The sequence below is a fragment of the Streptomyces filamentosus genome (assembly GCF_014654895.1).
In the GTDB taxonomy this organism is placed as follows: domain Bacteria; phylum Actinomycetota; class Actinomycetes; order Streptomycetales; family Streptomycetaceae; genus Streptomyces; species Streptomyces filamentosus.
Genome location: NZ_BNBE01000001.1, coordinates 2944715 through 2965744, shown reverse-complemented (window position 1 = coordinate 2965744; position 21030 = coordinate 2944715). Strand labels below are relative to the sequence as shown.

Sequence of the window (21030 nt, the reverse complement as noted above, 5' to 3'; positions counted from 1 at the left end):
TCGTTTCCGAGGGAGCAGGGGGCGGGAGGACCGTGAGCGAGCGGGAGGCGTACGAGCCGTACCTCGACGGGTACGCCGGGATGCTGGCGGGGGTGTGCGCCACCGGGCGGCGGCTGGGGCGGGACGAGCTGGAGGGGCTGCGGGAGCGCGGGGAGCGGGCCGCGGAGGCCGGGATCGGGCTGCGCGCGATGGTCCGGGCGCATCTCGCGGCGGCGCGGACCGTGCGGGCCGGACTGCCCCGGGGGACCGACCCCGACCTGCTGCTCGGCGCGGTCGAGCAGGCCGTCGACGCCTTCGCCGAGGGCCACGAGCGGGCCCAGAGGCTGGCGGTGCGCCAGGAGGAGGCCGCGCGGCGGGAGTTCGTGGACGACCTGCTGTACGGGCGCAGCGACCTCGGGCGGCTCGCCGAGCGCGCCGAGCGCTTCGGGCTGCTGCTCTCGCACGCCCACGCGGTGGCCGTCGCGCAGGCGCCCGAGCCCTTCGGCGACGGGGCGGCCGTCTCGCGGAGCGTGGAGTCCTCGCTGCTCGCCCGCTTCGGCACCCGCCGGATCCTGCTCACCACCAAGGACGGGCGGCTGATCTGCGTCGCCCCCGCCGACGAACCCGAGGTCCTCACCCACTTCGCCAAGCGGGCGTACGCCGCCGACGGCGAGGCGCTGGTCGCGATCGGCCGCCCCCACCCGGGCGCGGGCGGCGTCGTCCACTCGTACGAGGAGGCGCTCGGCGCCCTGGACCTCGCCGACCGGATGGGGCTCGACGGGCCGGTGCTGTACGCCGCCGACCTGCTGGTCTACCCGGTCCTCGGGCGGGACCGGCAGGCCATGGCCGACCTCGTCGGGACCGTGCTCGGGCCGCTCGCCGGCGCCCGGGGCGGGGCGCGGCCGCTGCTCGACACCCTGCACGCCTACTTCGACGCGGGCTGCGTCACCACCGAGGCCGCCCGCCGGCTCGCGCTGAGCGTGCGGGCCGTCACGTACCGGCTGGACCGCATCCACCGGCTCACCGGCGCGGACCCCGGCGATCCGACGCAGCGGTACACGCTCCAGACGGCCGCGATCGGGGCCCGGCTGCTCGGCTGGCCCGAGGAGGAGCTGTGAGCCCCCGGGCGGCCCGTCCGTTTCGGGACGGCATCAAGAACGCGTAAAGATTGCCGGTCACCGGCAATGCGGCGGATGCCTGTGCGGTGAAACGATCCTCTGGACGGCGGACAGGGCACGGCGGCCGAAGGAGCGGGGACATGGTCTGGTTTCTCGGTCTCGGCATCGGCGGTCTGCTGCTGCTCGTCCTGAGCCTGGTCTTCGACGGGGTCCTGGAAGGACTCCTCGACGGCTTCGGGGGGCTGGACGGGGTCCTGTCGCTGCCGGTGGTCGCCGGGTTCCTTTCGGCACTCGGCTTCACGGGGGCGCTCGTGCTCGGCGCGAGCGGGGCGGGAACGGGGGTCGCCACCGGTGCGGGGGCGGTCGCGGGAACCGGAGCGGGCTGGCTGACCTGGAAGTTCAGCCGGATCCTGCTGCGTGACGCGACCGCACCCGCACCGCGCGGCGAGGACCTGACCGGCACCTCCGGCTCCGTGGTCACCGCCGTGCCGGCGGACGGCTACGGCGAGGTGCTGCTCCACCTGGGCGGCCAGCCCGTGAAGTACGCGGCCAGGGCGGACCGGCCGGTCCCGCGCGGCACCGAGGTGTGGGTCGAGGCGGTCCTGTCGGCCACCTCCGTCCTCGTGCGCCCCGTCGACCGCTGACCGCCGTCCCTCCCCTCCCCCGCCTTCCCTCTGTCGGAACCGAACGAAGGGGGTTCGTCATGAGCCCTGTCCTCATCGCCGTGGTGGGCATCGTCGTCCTCGTCGTCCTGCTCGCCCTCGCCGTCGTCACCCGCTACAAGGTCGCGGGCCCCAGCGAGGCGTTCATCATCACGGGCCGGCGCGGCAAGCAGGCCACCGATCCGGCGACCGGCCGCGTCTACACGGACAACAGCGGCCAGAAGGTCGTGGTCGGCGGCGGGGTCTTCGTCGTGCCGTTCGTGCAGCAGAAGTTCTCCCTCGACCTCTCCAGCCGGCACATCCCCATCGCCGTCCGCGGCGCCGTCACCCTGCGCGGCGTGAAGGCCAACCTGGAGGGCGTCGCCATCGTCAAGGTCGGCGGCACCGAGGACTCCATCCGCGCCGCCGCCCAGCGGTTCCTGATGCAGCAGGACGGCATCGTCGGCTTCACCCAGGAGGTGCTGTCCGGCGCGCTGCGGTCCATCGTCGGCCGGATGTCGGTCGAGGACATCATCCGCGACCGGGCCGCCTTCGCCGGGCAGGTCGCCGAGGAGGCCGAGGCCAGCCTCTCCGGGCAGGGCCTCGTCCTCGACGCCTTCCAGATCCAGGACATCACCACCGAGGGCTCCTACCTGGAGGACCTGGGCCGGCCCGAGGCCGCCCGCGCCAAGCAGGAGGCCGACATCGCCGAGGCCGAGGCCCGGCGCGCGGCCGAGCAGGCCCGGCTGAAGGCCGAGGAGGAGATCGCGGTCGCCCAGCGGACCCTGTACCTGAAGCAGGCCGAGATCAAGGCGCAGACCGACGAGGCCGCCGCCCAGGCCAACGCCGCGGGACCGCTCGCCGAGGCCGCCCGCCAGCAGGACATCCTCGCCGAGCAGGAGAAGGTCGCCGCCCGGCAGGCCGCGCTGACCGACCGCCAGCTCGACACCCAGGTCCGCAAGCCCGCCGATGCCAAGCGGTACGAGGCCGAGCAGCAGGCCGAGGCGCAGCGCACCGCCCGCGTGAAGCAGGCCGAGGCCGAGCGGATGGCGGCCATCGCGGCGGCCGAGGCCGAGGCCGAGCGGGCCCGGCTCACCGGTGAGGGCGAGAAGCAGCGCCGTCAGGCCCTCGCCGAGGCGGAGGCCATCGAGGGCGCCAAGCGCGGCGAGGCCGAGCGGGCCCGGCGCGCCGCCATCGCGGAGGCCGTCCGGCTGGAGGGCGACGCGGAGGCAGGCGCCATCGCGGCGAAGGGCGCCGCCGAGGCCGAGGCCATGCACAAGCGGGCCGACGCCTTCGAGCGGTACGGCGACGCGGCCGTGCTCCAGATGCTCGTCGAGGTCCTGCCGCAGGTCGTCGGCAAGGCCGCCGAACCGCTCGCCGCCGTCGACAAGCTGACCGTCGTCTCCACGGACGGCGCCAGCCGGCTGACCCGCACGGTCACCGACAACGTCGCCCAGGGCATGGAACTGCTCTCCTCCACCACGGGCGTCGACCTCGCCTCCCTCCTCCAGGGGTTCACCGCGAAGGCGGCCGTCCCGGCCCCGGCGGCCTCCCCCGCGGGCCCGGCCTCCCCGGCCGACGGCAAGGTGGAGATCACCGGCTGAGCCGGCCACCCGCCCCACCGCGGCCCCGTCCCTCCGTGATAGGCAGGGGCGGGGCCGAATCGTCCGGTGACCGGAGGGGGTTGGAGTGACGGGGCTGCTGCTGGTGCACGGGGCCGGGGGGAACGTCGAGAGCCACTTCGGGGGGCTGACCGGACGGCTGGGCGACCGGATCACCTGCGTGCCGGGGGAGTTGCCGGAACGGGGCGGGCTCGGGGTCGACGAGGTCGTGGACGGCTTCGTGGCGCGAGCGGACGCCGCCGGGGTCCCGTCCTTCGCCGTCTGCGGCTACTCGCTCGGCGCCCCGCTGGCCGTACGGCTCGCGGTCCGGCACCCGGAGCGGGTCACCGCCCTCGTGCTGACCGCGCCGTTCCCGCGCCTCGACCACCGGATGCGGCTGGGGACCTCCCTCTGGCGGGGGCTGTACGAGAGCGGGCAGCACCGGCTGCTCGCCGAGCACCTGGCGCTGACCGGGCTCGGCACGTCGTTCCTGGAGGCGGTCGATCCCGAGCTGCTGCGGCTCTCGCTGGGCTTCGCGCCCGCCCCGCCCGCCGGGACCCCGGCCCATCTGGAGCTCGCCGGGCTCGTCGACGTACGGGAGGACCTCGGGCGGCTCGCGGTGCCGGCGCTCGTCGTCGTCACCACCGAGGACCCGCTCGTCGCACCCGCCGCCCAGCGGGCGCTCGCCGCCGCCGTCCCCGGCGCCCGGACCGCCGAACTCGCCACCGGGCACATGCCGTTCTGGGAGGAGCCGGAGGTCTGGGCGGACCTCGTCGAGGACTTCCTGGCGGAGCGGGGCGTCCTCGGCGCGAAGACCGGGTGACCGGCGGGGCCGAGGGGTCCGGCGGGCCCGGCGACCGGCGGGTCAGATGATCGGCGGGCGGCCCAGCTTCGTCATGCGCAGCACCGTGGACCAGCTCATCGGGCGGCGGGGGCCCGCCGGGGCCCGCAGGCCCTCGCCGAAGCCCGCGAACCAGGAGCGCAGGCCCCGGACCGAGCGGGTGCGGGCGACCGTCAGGAGGACCCAGACCAGCAGGTAGAGCGGGACCAGGGGGGCCGGGAGGTTCCGCTTGGCCAGCCACACGCGGTTGCGGGCGGTCATCCGGTAGTAGACGTCGTGCCGGGCCGGGCTGGTCTTCGGGTGCTGGAGCAGCAGCTCCGGCGCGTACCGGATCCGCCAGCCCGCGTCGAGCGCCCGCCAGGCCAGGTCCGTCTCCTCGTGCGCGAAGAAGAAGTCCTCCGGCCAGCCGCCGATCCGGTCGAGCATCGGCATCGACAGTCCGTGCCCGCCGCCGAGGAAGGTGGTGACCTCGCCGCCGCGCATCGGGTCCTTGGCGCCCAGCCGGGGGACGTGCCGCCGCTGGGTCTCGCCCGTCTCGTCGGCGATCCGGAAGGAGACGACGCCGAGCTTCGGCTCCGTCTCGTACAGGTCGGCCAGGCGGCGGAAGACGTCCCGGTCGACCAGCAGGCCGTCGTCGTCGAGGTCGACCAGGACGTCGACGTCGCCGAAGGAGCGGAGGGTGTCGATGGCCACGTTCCGGCCGCCGGTCACCCCGCGGTTCTCGGCCAGCTCCACGCCCGTGACGCCCTCGGGGAGCGCGGGCAGCGAGCCGGCGCCGTTGCCGACCACGACGATCCGGGCGGCGGGCTCGTCCTGCATCGCCACCGAGTCGAGCAGCGCGCCCAGCTCCGCGGGGCGGGTGCCCATCGTCAGTACCGCCACGCCCACTCTCGGTCGCGCCACGGTCCACTCCGTTCCAGGTCGGGGTCGGGTCTCGCGTACGGGCCGGTTTCCCACCGGCCCCGCGCCACCCATTGTTCACCCTCCCGGAACCCTGGCGGAACCCGGAAGGGGAAAGGGCGGGGGCCCGGAAGGCGGGGCCACCGGATCCGGAACCCCCGGGGGCCTCCCGGACGTCCGTGCGTACGGCGGCGGTTGCGTCGCGGACGTGCCGTGACCGGTTCGCGGTCGTGGCGTGGTCGTGCCGTGGCCGGTTCGCGGTCACGGCGTGGTCGTGCCGTGACCGTGCCGGGGTTCCGCTCGGCGTCCGCTCGGGGTTCCGCTTCGGGGGGAGCGCGGCGAGGACGCAGGCGTGGCGGCTCTACCCTGGTCCTCTGCCGTCAAGTGATCGATTGTCGAAAGGGCGTCTCCTGGTGCTGGTCGCGGACCGATATCGGCTTCACGGGTGTATCGGCCGTGGCGGCATGGGCGAGGTGTGGCAGGCCACCGACGAGGTGCTCGGCCGGGCCGTCGCCGTGAAGCTGATGCTCGCGCAGTCCACCGACCCCTCCGGCGCCGACCGCTTCCGGCTGGAGGCGCAGACCGCCGCCCGGCTCAGCCACCCGCACGTCGTCGGCGTCTTCGACTTCGGCACCTGGGACGGCAAGCTCTTCCTGGTGATGGAGCTGGTCGAGGGCGACAGCCTCGCCTCCTCCCCCGCCCAGCCCCTCGTGCTGCCCGCCGAGCGGGTCGCCGTGGTCGCCGCGCACGCCGCCGCCGGGCTCGCCGCGGCCCACCGGCAGGGCGTGGTCCACCGCGACATCAAGCCGGGCAACCTGCTCATGGACGCCGAGGGCACGGTCAAGCTGGCCGACTTCGGCATCGCCCGCTTCGTCGACGACCCGTCCGCCGGACTGACGACGACCGGCCAGATCGTCGGCACCGGCCTCTACCTGGCGCCGGAGCGGGCCCTCGGCAAGCCCGCCTCCCCCGCCTCCGACGTGTACTCGCTGGGCTGCGTCCTCTACCAGCTGCTCACCGGGCACCCGCCGTTCCGCGCGGACACCGCCACCGCCCTGCTGTACCAGCACATCGACAGCGCGCCGACCCCGCCGAGCCGCCTCGGGGTGGTCCTCACGCCCGCCTTCGAGGCGTACCTGCTGAGCCTGCTGGCCAAGCAGCCCGAGCAGCGCCCGCCCGCGCAGGCCATCGCCGACTGGTTCGGTTCCGGAGCCTGGCGGGAGTACGCGCCCCGGCCCGCCGCGGCCGCCATGCCCCCGGCCTCCGCGCCCCCGGCCGGCGGACTCCGGCCCGGCGGCCACGGGCCCGGCGCCCCCGCGCCCTCCTCCGCGCCGCGCGGCCCCGGGTCGGGCCCGATGGCCGCGCCGGTCCCCGGGCCTCCCTCCGCGCCCACCTCGGTGGCCGCCCCGGCGGGCGGGGCGGGGCGGCGGCGGGCGCCCGAGCCGCGCTCCGGGGGCCCGTCCACCGGGGGCGCGCTCGCCGAGCTGTCCCGCCGCAGGCCGCGCAAGACGGCCGCCGTCGCCGGAGTCGTCGCCTTCGTCGTCTTCCTCTTCATCGGCATGGCCTGGCTCTCCTGAGCCGGGCGCCCGCGCCGGCCCGGGGCCCTCAGTAGAGGCGGGGCGGCATGACGTGCGGGTCCGCGCCGTCCTCGGCGAGCAGGAGGCAGCGGGGCACCCCCGGGCCCGGGGTGGCGCGCACGGTCGCGGGGGTCGGCGGGTCCGTCGGCAGCTCGATCGGGACCGCCACCGGCCGATCGTCCCGGGTCGTCGCGTGCCCGGTCTCCTTGCCGTCGACCAGGACCTCGACCACGGGCCGCAGACCGGTCTCCACGGTCGCCGAGACCGAATGGCCCCGGTAGTCGATGTGGAAGTGGTGGCGTCGCCTCATGGGGTCACCTCCGCGGATGCCTCCGGGCGCCTCCGCCGGCGCCTTCGGGCACCTCCGTCCCTCCAGCGTAGGGCCTGCCCGCCCGGCGGGCGGCCCGGAAGCGCGGCCGCCCCGGTCCGGGGGCTCCCCGGCCGTCACCCGGTGACGGCGAGGCCGAGGCAGCCGATGGCCACGAGCACCGCGCAGACCGTGAGGTTGACCGCGCGGTACTCCAGGAAGACCGCGGCGAACTCGCGGATCGTGGCGCTCGGCCAGAAGTAGGCGGCGGTCGGCGAGCCCACCACCTGACCGTCCACGCCCGCCTTCCGGGCCATCAGCGCGGCCCGGAAGGCGTGGAAGTTGTTGGTGACGATCACGCAGTGGGCACCCGGCCGCTCCGCCTCCATCAGCTCCTTGCTGAACAGCAGGTTCTCCTCGGTGGTGCGGGAGCGGTCCTCGCGGCGGATCCGCTCCTCGGGGAAGCCCCGCTCGACCAGGTACGCGGCCATGGCGTGGGACTCCGGCAGCTCCTCGTCCGGCCCCTGGCCGCCGGAGGCGACGAGGAGCGGCGGCGCGCCCCCGCCGCGCGCGGCCAGCCGCTCGTACACCTGCCGGCCCCGGTCGAGCCGGCTCGCGAGCAGCGGCGGCACCCGCCGGCCGCCGATCAGGCCGGAGCCGAGGACCACCACGAAGTCCGCGTCCCGGCGCAGCCGCATCCGGCCGTACAGGAAGGCGTACCCGACGAAGCAGACGAAGAGGAAGGAGACGTAGCCCAGGACGAGGAGCAGGGTGACGGAGACGACGCCGAGCACCCGGGAGCGCAGGAGGACGGCGACCACCGTCAGCGCGAACACGCCGAGTATGCCGAGGCCGGCGAGCAGCGACAGCAGGTTGGCCGGGCGTCTGCCCTCCTTGCGGACCATCTTGACGCCGTTGGCGCAGAGCAGCCCGGCGAGGACCAGCGGGCCCAGGCCCAGCACCAGCAGGATGAGGACGAGGACCGTCTCGGTCAGGCCGGGCGGCAGGGTGTCGACGGCCGAGAGCAGGCCGAGGCCGAGGAAGGTGACGGCGAGGCCGAGGTACACCGCGTTCCCGAAGCGGCGGCGGTCGCGCAGCAGGCCGACCCCGAAGAGCAGGAGGAAGAGGGCGGACACCCCGAAAGCGATCATGCCGTCATCGTAGGCATCCGTCCCCGGCCCCGGACGGCCCGCGGACGAAGCTGTGGACAACTCTCCCCCGGCCCGTCCCTCCCCACCCCGGACGGGTGACGCGGCCCGGACCGGACCCCGTCGTCACCGTCGTCACCGTCGTCACCGTCGTCATCGCTGTCACCGTCGTCGCGGTGTCACGCCGACCCGCCGACCCGCCGTCACGCCGTCACGCCGTCACGCCGTCACGCCGTCATCGCGCCCTCGCGGGAGCCGTCGCGCCGTCACGCCGTCACCGCTCCCGCGAGAGCGCGAACAGCCCGATCCGCGCGCCCTCTTCGTACGCCTCCCGCAGCTTCGGGTCGTCCAGCAGCTCCCGCAGCGCCTCCTCGCTGCGGGCCCGGGCCACGGTGCAGTACTTGCCCGGCCGGTAGGAGGTGTCGAAGACGGAGGTGCGCAACAGGTCGACGGCGCCCAGGAGATGGGCCGCCCGGTCGGCGCGGCCGTCGAGCAGCCGCATCTGGGCGAGGAGTTCGGCCGCGCAGGCGGCGCCGACCGCGGAGCCGAGCCGCAGGTGCTCGCGGAGCGCCCGGCGGGCGTGCTCGGCGGCGCGGGCCCGTTCCCCGTCCCAGGCGAGGAGTTCGGCGCGGGCGTGGTGCGCCCACGCGTCGGCGTACAGGTCGCGGCCCGCCCAGGTCCGCCGCCCCGCCCCCTCCAGCTCCAGCCGGTCCAGCGCCTCCTGCGCGGCCTCCGGGTCGGTGCGGCTGAAGCAGAGCGCAAGGGACGCCCAGCACGCCTCCCTGGTGGGGCCGAAGTCGGGCACGTCCCCGATCTGCCGCAGCGCCTCCCGGAACTCGGCCGCCGCCGCCCGGGGCCGCCCCTGGTAGAGGGCGACGGCGCCGCGCAGATGGGCGAGGAGCCCCAGGCAGTGGTCGTCGCCGTCCCGCACGGCGCCCGCCCACGCCTGGACGAGCAGCGGGTCGGCGGCTTCCGGGCGGCCCATCTCCAGCTCCAGGAAGGCGGCGAGCCACAGCGCCCGGGCGGGGGGCGGCCCCTGGTGCAGGGAGAGGATGTGCCGCAGCCGGGTCCTGCCCTCGACGAGCCGCCCGCAGGCCACCCACAGGAACCACAGCGAGACCGCGATCTCCAGGGCCGTGCCGGTCTCGTCGGAAGGCGAGAGCGGGGCCGTCGTCGGGTCCATCCCGGCGGCCAGGTCGGGGAGTTCGCGCAGGGCCAGGTCGCGGGCGTCCAGCTGCCGGCCCCGCTGCCACCACTCGGCGGCCCGCCGGGCGACCCGCACGCACCACCCGCGGTGCCGCAGGACCACGGCCCAGCGGTCGCCCCGCGCGGTGAGCCGCCGGGCGCCGACGGCCCGCACGGCGTGCGGCATCCAGAAGCGCGGGCCGCCGTCCTCCCCGTCGAAGAGGTCGTCCACCGGCAGCAGCGCCAGGGACGCCAGCCGGTCCAGGACCGGCCCGACGGCACCGGCCAGCGCCCCGTACCCGCAGACCTCCTCCGCCGCCCGCCGGTCGAAGGCGCCCTCGAAGACCGACAGCCGCTCCCACAGCAGCCGTTCGGCGGGCCCGGCGGCCTGGTACCCCTCCTCGGCGGCGGCGAGCTGCCCGGCGCCGACCGGCTCGCCCCACAGCACCTCGTCCTCGGGTGGCTCCCCCGCCACTCGCCCCATGGTCCTCATCCCCGTACGTCTCCCGCTCCCCGGACGCCACCCGCCGCCGGGCGCGGTGACGTCTGGCCGATCTCCCCGTCATTCGGTGCCAGGGCGGCGTGAAGGCACATGCCCTGGGTCCACATCCTGGGGTGCTCCGGCGGCCATCACCAAGGTTTTCCGGTGATCCGCCGAGGAGGGGAACGAGCACCGGGGCATCCGTCCCGGGCGAGGCGGCCGTGTCGCCGGTCCACGTGCGCCCGGAGGTCCGGGCGGTCCCGGCCCTCCGTCCCTTCCGCCCCGTCGGTGCGGCGTGTTCTCCTGGGGGCATGGGGTTCGCCGTGTTCGTGACGCTGCCCGGTCTGGTGATCCTGCTCACCGCGATCGCCTTCGCCGACCAGTTCCTGCGCATGACCGGGCGCGGGAAGCGCCGGGGCACGGTCTCCTCGACCGGCTTCGAGCAGCTGCACGCCACCTTCTCGCCCGGCAAGCAGAGCGAGCTGAAGGAGCGGCAGAGCGCCCTCCTGCTCCGTGACGACGAGGAGGACGGGGCGCCGCCGCGCCGGACCACGGTGGACCTGGCGGGCGGGCGCGCGGTGATCCGCCTGAGACCCGACGCGCGCGCCTGAGCCGATGCCCGGCACACACCCCTGAAGTGCGGCCCACGCCCCTGAGGCGCGGGGCACGTCCCCGACGCCCGGCGCACGCCCCTGAGCCCTGACCCGCCCGGCCCACGCCCTGAGGCCCGGCCCACGCCCTGACCGCCCGGCGCACGCCCCGGCGTCCGGCACACCGCCCCCGAGCCGGGGCGCGGCACGCCCCCGCCGGGTCGAAGCCCCCGGGCGCCCCGGGGGACGTTCCGGCCCCTCCCGGCGGGGCCCGGGGCCCGGCACCGTACCGTGGGGGGCGTGTACCGGTTCCTGAGGACCCCCCGTTGGTGGGGGATCAATCTCTTCGTCCTGCTGGCCATCCCCTTCTGCGTCTTCATGGGGACCTGGCAGCTGGGCAAGTTCGAGGATCGCGTCGACTCCCACGAGGAGGCCGAGCGGAAGCCGGCCGCGAGCGCGCAGCGGGCCACGCCGCTGGCCTCGCTGCTGCCGGTGGACAAGGAGACCTCCGGCCGGGTCGCCGAGGCCCGGGGGCGGTACGGGGAGCAGTTCCTGGTGCCGGACCGCACGCTGGACGGCGAGTCGGGCGCGTACGTGCTGACGCTGCTGCGGACGGACGGCGGCCGGTCGCTGCCGGTCGTACGGGGCTGGCTCCCGGCGGGCGCGGAGGCCCCGGCCCCGCCGTCCGGCGAGGTCACGGCGGTGGGCGCGCTCCAGGCGTCGGAGAACCAGGGCACGAAGGGCGTCCACACGGCGGGCGGCCTGCCCGAGGGGCAGCTCGGCATGATCAGCGCGGCCTCGCTGGTGAACCTGGTGGACGACGACGTCTACGACGCGTGGATCACCCTCACCGACTCGCCCGCCGGCCTCACGCCGGTGCCGGCGGTCGCGGCGGCGGGCACGGGCCTGGACGCGAAGGCGTTCCAGAACCTCGGCTACACGGCGGAGTGGTTCGTCTTCGCGGGCTTCGTCGTCTTCATGTGGTTCCGGCTGGTGCGCCGGGAGGCGGAGGCCGCCCGCGACGAGGCGCTGGGCCTGACGGAGCGCTGACCGCCCCGGGGCGTGTGCGTACGGCTGAGGGGCCGCGGATCTCCGGAGATCCGCGGCCCCTCAGCCGTACGCACACGCCCCGGGCGAAGGCTCAGCCCTGGAGGAGGCCCGTCCGGTAGACCGTCCCGGCGCAGGCGTCGGGGATCAGCGTGGTCAGGGTGGGGCCGCCGGGCTCCGCGGTGTGGCTGACGGAGACGCTGCCCTTGGCCGGTCCGGCGTGCAGGAGCTGGGCGGCCACGCCGCTGTCGGTGCCCGTGCCGGTGTCGGTGCCGGTCTCGGGGTTGGCGGTGGTCGTGGGCTCGGTGGGCTGGGTGGGCTGGGTGGGCTCCACCGCGCCGCCGCCGTCCCCGGTGGGGGTGGGCGTCGGGGTGGCCGTGTCCGTCGGCGTCGGCGGGGTCGGCGTCGGGGTCGGCGTGGTCGGGATGACCGGCGCCACGGGGGGCTTGAAGGACGGGCAGGTCTCGCTCGGCACCCAGGCGAACTTCACCTGGTACGAGCCGCCGGGGGCGAGGAACACCGAGGAGGACTCCGCCGAGGGGTCGGGCAGGCCGGTCGCCGGGTCGCCGTTGCTGTGCCGCACCACGCCGATCCGGCCCGGGTCGGCGGCGCCGCGGGTGGAGACGGAGACCAGGCCGTCGCCGTCGACCAGGCAGCCGGCGGCGGAGCCGTTGACGACGGTGAAACCGCCGTAGACGACGCCGGTGGCGTCGGGGCCGCTGTTGTACGCCCCGGCCGACCGGAGCACGTCCGCGGCGCACCGCGCGGCCGTGCCGGAGCCGGTGCCGGGGTCCTTCTCGGGGCGGCCGGCGGAGGGGCCGGGCCCGGTGCCGTCCTTGTCCCCGGGACCCTGGGTGGGGCCGTTGGTGGGAGAGACCGTGTCGGCGGGCGCCTTGGTGGCGGCGGGGCCGCCCGCCTCCGCCTCGGAGCCGGTGCCGCCCTGGGCCTGCTGTCCGTGGACGGCGTTGACCGGGTGGGCGGCGGTGACCCCCGGGGAGCCCGCGACGTGGACGAGGGCGGGGACGGCGGTGCCGACGAGGACCGCCGCGGCGGCGGCGCCGACGAGGGCCTGCCGCTTGCGTGCGCGGCGGGCGGGGACGGCGTGCCTCAGGTGGTCGAGGGCGTCCGTGGAGGGTTCGAGCCCCGCGACGGCGCCGTGGAGCAGCCGCCGCAGCGCGAGCTCGTCCTCCCCGTCGTCCTCGCCGGGGGTGCGCTCGAAGTCCGTCATCAGTCGTCCCGTCAGATCGTCACGTCCGACGCGTCCCTGCTCCGCGACGCGTCCGCTGCGTTCGTCGGGGTCGTGGCGCCCCTCGTCCCCGGCGCGCTCGTCCCGCTTCTTCTCCTCGTCCTCCCGTCGGGGGCTCACGCCTTGGCCTCCATGACGACGCGCAGGGCCGCGATGCCCCGGGAACCGTACGCCTTCACGGAGCCGAGGGAGATCCCGAGGGTCTCGGCGACCTGGGCCTCCGTCATGTCGGCGAAGTAGCGCAGCACGAGGACCTCGCGCTGGCGGCGCTGGAGGCCCTTCATCGCCTTGATGAGGGCGTCGCGCTCCAGCTGGTCGTACGCCCCCTCCTCGGCGCTGGCCATGTCCGGCATCGGCTTGGACAGCAGCTTGAGGCCGAGGATGCGGCGGCGCAGCGCGGACCGGGAGAGGTTGACCACGGTCTGGCGCAGGTAGGCGAGGGTCTTCTCGGGCTCGCGGACGCGCCGGCGGGCCGAGTGGACGCGGATGAACGCCTCCTGGACGACGTCCTCGCAGGACGCGGTGTCGTCGAGGAGGAGCGCGGCGAGGCCGAGGAGCGACCGGTAGTGGACGCGGTAGGTCTCGGTGAGGTGGTCGACGGTGGTGCCGGCGCCGGCCGTGTCCTCTGCGGTCCTGCGCGGGGCGGGGATGCCGCTGACTCCGCGCGTGCGGGATTCGGTGGGCACGACGGTGCTCACCGGCGGGCCGTCGAGGGAGCGCGGACGTCCGAGCGGGCGGACCGCGGCGCCGCGTCCGGGCACGGCGACGGCACCGGGGCTCCGCAGGGGGAGCACGGCCGTGCGTGCCCCGCGGAGCGGGGAGAGCGCGGGAATGTCGAGTACGTCTGCCACGCCTGTTGGACTCGTGTTCCCCCGGAATGGTTGTACGGGTGTCCCGCCGTTCCCCGCGTCGCGCAGATCGTCCTCATCCGTAACCGTTCTCCCCCATTGCCCGTTCCCTCGCGAGCTCCACGTCACGTCCGTGGGTGAACGCGGAGACGCGCCCCGTCCAACCACTAGTTGCAGCAAGGGGGAAGAGCATCGTCCGACACCGCATCAGCCCAGTTCAAGGGGGATTCGCCGCCGAATTGCTCACAGGATGTTCACAGATGCTACGAAGCCACCACAATCGGATACGACGACCGCGCCCGGCCGTGGGGAACGGCCGGGCGCGGGCGGTGGAGCGGGTGGGGCGGGGCGGGTCAGCGCCCGGTGCCGCCGTAGACGACGGCCTCGTCCGAGTCGCTGTCCAGGCCGAAGGCGGAGTGGACGGCGCGCACGGCCTCGTTGACGTCGTCGGCGCGGGTGACGACCGAGATGCGGATCTCGGAGGTCGAGATGAGCTCGATGTTGACGCCCGCGTCCGACAGGGCGCGGAAGAAGTCCGCGGTCACGCCGGGGTTGGTCTTCATGCCTGCGCCGACGAGGGAGATCTTGCCGATCTGGTCGTCGTAGCGCAGCGAGTCGAAGCCGATGTCGCCCTTCGCCTTCTCCAGGGCGTCGATGGCCTTGCGGCCCTCGGCCTTGGGGAGGGTGAAGGAGATGTCGGTGAGGCCGGTGGAGGCCGCCGACACGTTCTGCACGATCATGTCGATGTTGATCTCGGCGTCCGCGACGGCACGGAAGATGGCCGCGGCCTCGCCCGGCTTGTCCGGGACGCCGACGACGGTGATCTTCGCCTCGGAGGTGTCGTGGGCGACACCGGAGATGATGGCCTGCTCCACCTTGTCCCCTGTCGGTTCGTTGCTGACCCACGTGCCCTGGAGTCCGGAGAAGGACGAGCGGACGTGGATCGGGATGTTGTAGCGGCGCGCGTACTCCACGCAGCGGTGCAGCAGCACCTTGGAGCCGGAGGCGGCGAGCTCCAGCATGTCCTCGAAGGAGATCCAGTCGATCTTCTTCGCCTTCTTCACCACGCGCGGGTCGGCGGTGAAGACGCCGTCCACGTCGGTGTAGATCTCGCACACCTCGGCGTCGAGCGCGGCGGCGAGCGCCACGGCCGTCGTGTCCGAGCCGCCGCGGCCCAGCGTGGTGATGTCCTTCTTGTCCTGGGACACGCCCTGGAAGCCCGCGACGATGGCGATGTTGCCCTCGTCGAGGGCGGTGCGGATGCGGCCCGGCGTGACATCGATGATGCGCGCTTTGTTGTGGACCGAGTCGGTGATGACACCCGCCTGGCTGCCGGTGAACGACTGGGCCTCGTGGCCCAGGTTTTTGATCGCCATGGCCAGCAGGGCCATGGAGATCCGCTCCCCGGCGGTCAGCAGCATGTCGAACTCGCGTCCGGCAGGCATCGGAGACACCTGCTCGGCGAGATCGATCAGCTCGTCCGTCGTGTCGCCCATCGCGGAAACCACGACGACCACCTGGTGGCCGTTCTTCTTGGCTTCCACGATCCGCTTGGCGACGCGCTTGATGCCCTCGGCATCGGCAACGGAGGAGCCTCCGTACTTCTGCACGACAAGGCCCACGTGCGCTCCTCGCTCGGTCGGTGCCGCAGCCCGCGCTGCGGTCGGTTCAGTCTAACGAGCGGCCGGAAAACGCCAGGGTGGTACCGGATGGTGAGACGACGTGCTCACGTAATGATCAAAGCGGGTCCCGGCACGTCCGGGGCGGGGCTAGCGCCCCTTCATCCCCAGCGGTCCCGCGATCTCCTGGACCATCACCCGGCCCGCCTCCTCGGCGAGGTCGTCCTCGGTCAGGTCCTCGTCCGTGTCGAGGCCGTCGAGGGCGGCCAGGGGCTGGTCGAGGCGGACGTGGGCGACGAGGGACTGGAGGGCGCGGAGGGTGGCGGAGGCGGTGGGGCCCCAGTTGGAGAAGTAGGAGAACTGCCACCACCACAGGGCCTCGGAGACCCGGCCCGCGCGGTAGTGGGCGAGGCCGTGCCGGAGGTCGGTGACGATGTCCGCGAGGCTGTCCGAGATGCGGGCCGGGACGGGCGCCTTGCGGGGCTCGTACGGGTCGAAGACCTCGGAGAAGACGTCGACCGGGTCCAGCATGACGGCGAACCGCTCCCGCAGCTCGTCCACGTCCGGCTCCGGGCCCGTGTCCGGCTCGTACCGCTCGTCCGGGACGATGTCCTCGTGCGCGCCCAGCCGGCCGCCGGCCAGCAGCAGCTGGGAGACCTCCAGGAGCAGGAACGGCACCGCGCTGTCCGGCTCGTCGCCCTTGGCGACCTCGGTCGTGGCGACGATGAAGCTCTCGACGGAGTCGGCGATCTGCACCGCGAAGTCGTCGGGGCTCTGCGTGATGGAGTGCAGCGTGGGGTCAGACATCGAGGAGCCTCCCTGGGAGCGCGCCGGCCCGGTCGTCATACATCTAGCAGCCTCCGCCCCTCGAAGGCACGGCCGAGCGTCACCTCGTCGGCGTACTCCAGGTCGCCGCCGACCGGCAGACCGCTCGCGAGCCGGGTGACCTTCAGCCCCATGGGCTTGATCATCCGCGCCAGGTAGGTGGCCGTGGCCTCGCCCTCCAGGTTGGGGTCGGTCGCCAGGATCAGCTCGGTGACCGTCCCGTCCGCGAGGCGGGCGAGCAGCTCCCGGATCCGCAGGTCGTCCGGGCCGACGCCCTCGATCGGGCTGATCGCGCCGCCGAGGACGTGGTACCGCCCCCGGAACTCGCGGGTCCGCTCGATCGCGACGACGTCCTTCGGCTCCTCGACCACGCAGATGACGGTCAGGTCCCGGCGCGGGTCGCGGCAGATGTTGCACTGCTCCTGCTGCGCCACGTTCCCGCAGACCGCGCAGAACCGGACCTTCTCCTTGACCTCCAGGAGCGCGTGGGCGAGGCGCCGCACGTCCGTCGGCTCCGCCTGGAGGACGTGGAAGGCGATCCGCTGCGCGCTCTTGGGACCGACGCCGGGCAGCCTGCCCAGCTCGTCGATCAGGTCCTGGACCACGCCTTCGTACAACGGAACGCCCTTCCGGGGAGTGCTCTTGTCTTCTTACGTTAGTGGCTGGGGGCCCGCTCAGAAGCCCAGGCCCGGCATCCCGCCCAGGCCCTGCGCCAGCGGGCCCAGCTTGGCCTGCTGGAGCTGCTGCGCGTTGTCGTTCGCGGCCTGCACGGCGGCCACGATCAGGTCGGCCAGGGTCTCGGTGTCCTCCGGGTCCACGGCCTTCGGGTCGATGACCAGGCCGCGCAGCTCGCCCGAGCCGGTCACGGTGGCCTTCACCAGGCCGCCGCCCGCCTGGCCGTCGACCTCGGTCGCCGCGAGCTCCTGCTGGGCGCGGGCGAGGTCCTGCTGCATCTTCTGGGCCTGCTGGAGGATCTGCTGCATGTTGGGCTGGCCGCCACCGGGGATCACGGTCACTCCTCGTGGTTGAAGGTTCGGTCCGCCACGTCTGGTGCCGGTGTTCCGAGCCTACGTGGTCGTGGAGCGCCCTGCCGCGACAACTCTTTCGGGTGAGAAACTGCGGGCTCCTCTACCTGATCAACACCCTCTTGCGGGCGGAGATCCCGGGATTCCGGGCCCGCCGCCCACCATTCGGCGGTAGGAAGGGCAGGCACCACGTGCACCGCACGTCACAGAAGGACACGAGCGACACGAACGCTGGGCTGAACAGAGGAGTCCCCCGGTGAGCCACCAGCCGGAGATGCAGCCGCCGGGGCAGCCCGGGGAAGACGTCCACGGAGATCTGACGGGGAAGCCCTTCCCCCTGGGCGACTGGGGCGAGCCCGCGGAGCGCCTCGACGAGCTCTACCGGTGGGTGGAGGCCGGCGCCCTGCGCACCGCGGAGTGGTACCTCTCGGACCGGGTCTGGAAGCGGCGCTCCGCCCGCGTGCTGCGGGTCGGGACCGCGCTCGGCGTGATCGCCGGGGCGGCGCTGCCGCTGCTCGACCTGACCGGGGTCGCCGCGGGCACGGCCGGCTGGGGCTATCTGTCGCTGCTGCTGGGCGCGGCCTGCATGGCCTGCGACCGCTACTTCGGGCTGACGTCGGGCTGGATAAGGGACGTGGCCACCGCCCAGGCCGTGCAGCGGCGGCTCCAGGCCCTCCAGTTCGACTGGGCCTCGGAGAGCGTGCGGGAGGTCCTCGGGCCCACGGAGGGCACCGCCAGCGAGGCCGCCGAGCGGTGCCTGGGGGTGCTGCGGCGCTTCTCGGAGGACGTGACGGAGCTGGTGCGGGCGGAGACGGCGGACTGGATGGTGGAGTTCCGCTCGGGCCCGGCGCCGCTGGCGCTCCAGTCGGTCGGGGTCGTACCGGCCAGGCAGGAGGCGGCGTACCCGTCCGGCCGCTTCCCGCTGCCGCCGGGCACCCGCCCGAACATGCCGCGCCAGCGGCCCCCGGAGACCCGCTGAGGGCCTTCCGGGGCCGCCGCGGCGGGGACGGGGGTCAGCTGAGCATGATCATCGAGCCCTGGGCGAGGCTGCGGGTCGCCGCCGCGTGGAGGCCCAGCCAGACGTGCCGCTCCCGGGCGAAGGGGCCGTCGTCGTGCGGGACGGGGGCGGCCGGCTCCTCCAGCTCGGTGGGCCGGGCGGGCGGGGCGGGCGGGGCCGGGGGGTTCATCGGGTCGATGCCGAGGGCGGGGGCCACGAATTCAAGCTCCCGCAGCAGTCCGTACGAGGAGCCGAGCGGGCCGCCCCCTTCCAGGAGCCGGTCGCTGGAGAGCGGCACGGGGAAGTCCACCGGCACGTAGGCGCCCGCGTGGTCGTAGTGCCAGACCAGGTGCGACTGCTGGGCGGTGGCCTCGAACATCTCCAGGAGCTGCTCGTAGTCCCCGCCGAGCTCGCCGACCGGCTCGACCGGCAGGCCGCAGACCGCGAGCAGGTAGGCGCGGCGCAGGAAGTGCAGGGCCTCGTAGTCGAAGCCGGCGACCGGCGCGACGTCGCCGGAGAGCCCCGGCATGTACGCGTACACGGGCACGGTCGGCAGGCCCGAGGCGCTGAGCACGGCGTCGTAGGCGGCGAGGTCTTCGGCGAAGGGGTTGTCGGGGCTGTGGCACAGCACGTCGACGAGGGGGACCAGCCACAGGTCACAGGCCAAGGGAGGCTCGCTCTCCGTCAGTTTCGGGGAGGGCCAGGGTAGTCGGCGGGGCCGACGACGCCCACCCGTGGAGGACCTGCCCCGGGAAGCGGGGCCTCAACCCGCCGGGCGGGCACCCGCCTCCAGGCGGTCGGCCCACGCCAGGCAGTGCGCGTGGTGGTCCCGTACGACTCCGGCGGCGGCCTCCGCGTCGCCCCGGGTGACGGCGTCGACCAGTTCCACGTGCCCGCCCCAGAGCCCGCCGGAGAGGTCCCGCGCGGCCCGCAGGTGGGGCACGGAGAAGGCCCAGCTCTGGACGCGGAGGCGGTGCAGGAAGGCGGCGAGGTGGTCGTTGCGGGCGACCAGCCGGGCCAGCTCGTGCCAGTAGCGGAGGTCGTAGCCGATGAGGACGTCGAGGTCGCCGGTCCGGGCGGCGCGGGCCGCGGCCTCGGCCCGGCGGCGTATCGACACCAGGACGACCCCGATGTGGGGGTCCGGCTCGGGCGGCGGGGCCGCGGCCCGCAGGGCGTGGCGGCGGAAGAGGCCGTCGACGACGAGCATCCGGGCCTCGGCCATGTCCCGGTAGTCGGCGAGCGTGAAGCCGTGGACCCGGTAGCCGCGGTGCTGGTCGGCGTCGAGCAGCCCCTGGGCGCAGAGGTCGACGAGGGCCTCGCGGACCGGGGTGGCGGAGACGCCGTACTGCTCCGCGATCTGCTTGACGGTGAACTCCTGCCCGGGCCGGAGACGCCCCGCGAGGACTTCGTCACGGAGCGCGTCCGCGATCTGCCGGCTGAGGGTGCTGCGGGTGACGGCGCTGTTCGCGGACGTGCCGGGCATGCGGGCGGGGCCCCCTCCATGAGGTTCCGGGAGACTCTAGTCGAGACCCGGTTTCCCGGAGGAGGCGCCCGTCACACCGGGTGACGCCGTGCCGTGCCGTCGGCGGACGGCGCCGGACCGTGTGCGGCGGTGCGCGGCGCGGGCCGGGGCCCGGCCGCGGACCGGTTCAGACCGTGTGCTCGTCGGCGACGGTGAGGGCCGCGTCGAGGGCCGCCAGGCCCTCCTTGACCTCGTCGTCGGTGACGTTGCACGCCGGGACGGCGTGGGTGCGGTTCATGTTGACGAAGGGCCACAGGCCGTTCTTCTTGGCCGCGGCGCCGAAGGCGGCCATGGGGGCGTTGGCCTCGCCGGCCGCGTTGTACGGGACGAGCGGCTCGCGCGTCTCCTTGTTCCTGACCAGGTCGAGCGCCCAGAAGACGCCCGTGCCGCGGACCTCGCCGACGGACGGGTGGCGCTCGGCGAGCTCGCGCAGGCCGGGGCCGAGGACGGTCTCGCCGATGCGGGCGGCGTTCTCGACGACCTTCTCGTCCTCCATCACCTGGATGGTGGCGACGGCGGCGGCGCAGGCCAGCGGGTGGCCGGAGTAGGTGAGGCCGCCGGGGTAGGGGCGGGTCTCGAAGGTGGCCGCGATCCTCTCGCTGATGGCGACGCCGCCGAGCGGCACGTAGCCGGAGTTGACGCCCTTGGCGAAGGTCATCAGGTCGGGGACGACGTCGAAGTGCTCGGCGGCGAACCACTTGCCGGTGCGGCCGAAGCCGGCCATGACCTCGTCGAGGACGAAGACGATGCCGTACTTGTCGCAGATCTCGCGGACGCCGGTGAGGTAGCCGGGCGGCGGGGTCATGATGCCGGCGGTGCCGGGGATCGTCTCCAGGATGATCGCGGCGATGGTGCCGGGCCCCTCGAAGGCGATGGTGTCCTCCAGGTGCGCGAGGGCCCGCTCGCACTCCTGCTGCTCAGTCTCCGCGTAGAAGGGCGAGCGGTAGAGGAACGGCGCCCAGAAGCGCACGACGCCGGCCGAGCCGGTGTCGGAGGCCCAGCGGCGGGGGTCGCCGGTGAGGTTGATCGCGGTGGAGGTGGCGCCGTGGTACGAGCGGAAGGCGGAGAGCACCTTGTGGCGGCCGGTGTGCAGCCGGGCCATCCGGACGGCGTTCTCGACGGCCTCGGCGCCGCCGTTGGTGAAGAAGATCTTGTCCAGGTCGCCGGGGGTCCGCTCGGCGATGAGGCGTGCGGCCTCGGAGCGGACGTCGACGGCGAAGGCGGGCGCGAAGGTGGCGAGCTTCGCGGCCTGCTCCTGGATGGCGGCGACCACCTTGGGGTGCTGGTAGCCGATGTTGGTGTAGACGAGGCCGCTGGTGAAGTCGAGGTAGCGGTTGCCGTCGTAGTCCCAGAAGTACGACCCCTCCGCGCCGGCCACGGCGAGCGGGTCGATCAGGCCCTGGGCGGACCAGCTGTGGAAGACGTGCGCGCGGTCCGCGGCCTTGACGGCGGCGCCGGCCTGGGGGTCGGGTACGACATGAGGGGTCATGCACCGAAGGGTAAGGAACCCCAGGTGGGGCGGCCATCACCATC

At 74.5% G+C, this 21030-nt stretch carries 21 protein-coding genes; 8 read left to right on the top strand and 13 right to left on the bottom strand.

Going from position 1 to position 21030, the window contains the following annotated elements:
- Positions 1 to 80 precede the first annotated feature (80 nt).
- From IE326_RS13475 to IE326_RS13460, 4 genes are all read left to right on the top strand, one after another.
- Complete coding sequence (locus tag IE326_RS13475) at positions 81 to 1097, top strand: PucR family transcriptional regulator (RefSeq protein WP_150232827.1); 1017 nt, start codon at positions 81 to 83, stop codon at positions 1095 to 1097.
- Between the two features lie 140 nt (positions 1098 to 1237).
- A complete protein-coding gene (locus tag IE326_RS13470; RefSeq protein ID WP_150229207.1) occupies positions 1238 to 1741 on the top strand; it encodes an NfeD C-terminal domain-containing protein in 504 nt (167 codons plus the stop codon).
- A 59-nt stretch (positions 1742 to 1800) separates the two neighbouring features.
- Positions 1801 to 3342 (top strand): SPFH domain-containing protein, encoded by a 1542-nt coding sequence (locus tag IE326_RS13465; RefSeq protein ID WP_150229209.1) that lies wholly within the window; start codon positions 1801 to 1803, stop codon positions 3340 to 3342.
- 85 nt (positions 3343 to 3427) lie between these two features.
- Positions 3428 to 4162, top strand: coding sequence for an alpha/beta fold hydrolase (locus IE326_RS13460; RefSeq protein ID WP_190041620.1), 735 nt, complete (start codon positions 3428 to 3430; stop codon positions 4160 to 4162).
- A 42-nt stretch (positions 4163 to 4204) separates the two neighbouring features.
- On the opposite strand, the gene IE326_RS13455 is transcribed toward IE326_RS13460, so the two are convergent.
- Positions 4205 to 5083, bottom strand: a complete 879-nt coding sequence (locus IE326_RS13455) for a glycosyltransferase family 2 protein (RefSeq protein ID WP_150229214.1) — start codon at positions 5081 to 5083, stop codon at positions 4205 to 4207.
- 410 nt (positions 5084 to 5493) lie between these two features.
- Here IE326_RS13455 and IE326_RS13450 point away from each other — a divergent pair, with 410 nt between their 5' ends.
- On the top strand, positions 5494 to 6657 hold the full coding sequence (locus tag IE326_RS13450; protein WP_150232833.1) for a serine/threonine-protein kinase: 1164 nt from the start codon (positions 5494 to 5496) through the stop codon (positions 6655 to 6657).
- A gap of 28 nt (positions 6658 to 6685) precedes the next feature.
- Here the strand turns inward: IE326_RS13450 and IE326_RS13445 are convergent, their stop codons facing one another.
- The 3 genes from IE326_RS13445 to IE326_RS13435 all read right to left on the bottom strand — a co-directional run bounded on the left by IE326_RS13445 (position 6686) and on the right by IE326_RS13435 (position 9772).
- Positions 6686 to 6967 (bottom strand): hypothetical protein, encoded by a 282-nt coding sequence (locus IE326_RS13445; RefSeq protein WP_150229215.1) that lies wholly within the window; start codon positions 6965 to 6967, stop codon positions 6686 to 6688.
- Positions 6968 to 7101: 134 nt separating this feature from the next.
- Positions 7102 to 8115 carry a YdcF family protein gene (locus IE326_RS13440; RefSeq protein ID WP_150229217.1) on the bottom strand — a complete coding sequence of 338 codons (1014 nt, stop codon included), beginning with the start codon at positions 8113 to 8115 and terminating at the stop codon, positions 7102 to 7104.
- Between the two features lie 271 nt (positions 8116 to 8386).
- Complete coding sequence (locus IE326_RS13435) at positions 8387 to 9772, bottom strand: tetratricopeptide repeat protein (protein ID WP_229915320.1); 1386 nt, start codon at positions 9770 to 9772, stop codon at positions 8387 to 8389.
- A 317-nt stretch (positions 9773 to 10089) separates the two neighbouring features.
- On the opposite strand from IE326_RS13435, the gene IE326_RS13430 reads away from it, so the two are divergent.
- Both IE326_RS13430 and IE326_RS13425 read left to right on the top strand, forming a co-directional pair.
- Entirely contained in the window at positions 10090 to 10389 is a 300-nt protein-coding gene (locus tag IE326_RS13430) for a DUF6191 domain-containing protein (protein ID WP_190041619.1), read from the top strand.
- 279 nt (positions 10390 to 10668) lie between these two features.
- Positions 10669 to 11418, top strand: coding sequence for an SURF1 family protein (locus IE326_RS13425; RefSeq protein ID WP_150229223.1), 750 nt, complete (start codon positions 10669 to 10671; stop codon positions 11416 to 11418).
- Positions 11419 to 11509: 91 nt separating this feature from the next.
- On the opposite strand, the gene IE326_RS13420 is transcribed toward IE326_RS13425, so the two are convergent.
- The 6 genes from IE326_RS13420 to IE326_RS13395 form a co-directional block, all read right to left on the bottom strand.
- Positions 11510 to 12781 carry a hypothetical protein gene (locus tag IE326_RS13420; protein WP_229915488.1) on the bottom strand — a complete coding sequence of 424 codons (1272 nt, stop codon included), beginning with the start codon at positions 12779 to 12781 and terminating at the stop codon, positions 11510 to 11512.
- Positions 12778 to 13311: a SigE family RNA polymerase sigma factor gene (locus tag IE326_RS13415; RefSeq protein ID WP_373310230.1), complete on the bottom strand. Its 534-nt coding sequence runs from the start codon at positions 13309 to 13311 to the stop codon at positions 12778 to 12780. The genes IE326_RS13420 and IE326_RS13415 overlap by 4 nt, the downstream gene beginning before the upstream one ends.
- A gap of 551 nt (positions 13312 to 13862) precedes the next feature.
- A complete protein-coding gene (locus IE326_RS13410; RefSeq protein WP_030747467.1) occupies positions 13863 to 15131 on the bottom strand; it encodes an aspartate kinase in 1269 nt (422 codons plus the stop codon).
- Between the two features lie 147 nt (positions 15132 to 15278).
- Positions 15279 to 15935 carry a DUF5063 domain-containing protein gene (locus IE326_RS13405; protein WP_030747470.1) on the bottom strand — a complete coding sequence of 219 codons (657 nt, stop codon included), beginning with the start codon at positions 15933 to 15935 and terminating at the stop codon, positions 15279 to 15281.
- 35 nt (positions 15936 to 15970) lie between these two features.
- On the bottom strand, positions 15971 to 16570 hold the full coding sequence (gene recR, locus IE326_RS13400; RefSeq protein WP_030747474.1) for a recombination mediator RecR: 600 nt from the start codon (positions 16568 to 16570) through the stop codon (positions 15971 to 15973).
- Between the two features lie 57 nt (positions 16571 to 16627).
- Positions 16628 to 16963, bottom strand: coding sequence for a YbaB/EbfC family nucleoid-associated protein (locus tag IE326_RS13395; protein WP_150229225.1), 336 nt, complete (start codon positions 16961 to 16963; stop codon positions 16628 to 16630).
- A gap of 289 nt (positions 16964 to 17252) precedes the next feature.
- Here IE326_RS13395 and IE326_RS13390 point away from each other — a divergent pair, with 289 nt between their 5' ends.
- Positions 17253 to 17957, top strand: a complete 705-nt coding sequence (locus IE326_RS13390) for an SLATT domain-containing protein (RefSeq protein ID WP_229915457.1) — start codon at positions 17253 to 17255, stop codon at positions 17955 to 17957.
- A 34-nt stretch (positions 17958 to 17991) separates the two neighbouring features.
- On the opposite strand, the gene IE326_RS13385 is transcribed toward IE326_RS13390, so the two are convergent.
- From IE326_RS13385 to IE326_RS13375, 3 genes are all read right to left on the bottom strand, one after another.
- Positions 17992 to 18642, bottom strand: coding sequence for a putative DNA-mimic protein (locus IE326_RS13385; protein ID WP_150229229.1), 651 nt, complete (start codon positions 18640 to 18642; stop codon positions 17992 to 17994).
- A gap of 96 nt (positions 18643 to 18738) precedes the next feature.
- A complete protein-coding gene (locus tag IE326_RS13380) occupies positions 18739 to 19458 on the bottom strand; it encodes a GntR family transcriptional regulator (RefSeq protein ID WP_150229231.1) in 720 nt (239 codons plus the stop codon).
- A gap of 166 nt (positions 19459 to 19624) precedes the next feature.
- Positions 19625 to 20986 carry an aspartate aminotransferase family protein gene (locus tag IE326_RS13375; RefSeq protein WP_150229233.1) on the bottom strand — a complete coding sequence of 454 codons (1362 nt, stop codon included), beginning with the start codon at positions 20984 to 20986 and terminating at the stop codon, positions 19625 to 19627.
- Between the last annotated feature and the right edge of the window lie 44 nt (positions 20987 to 21030).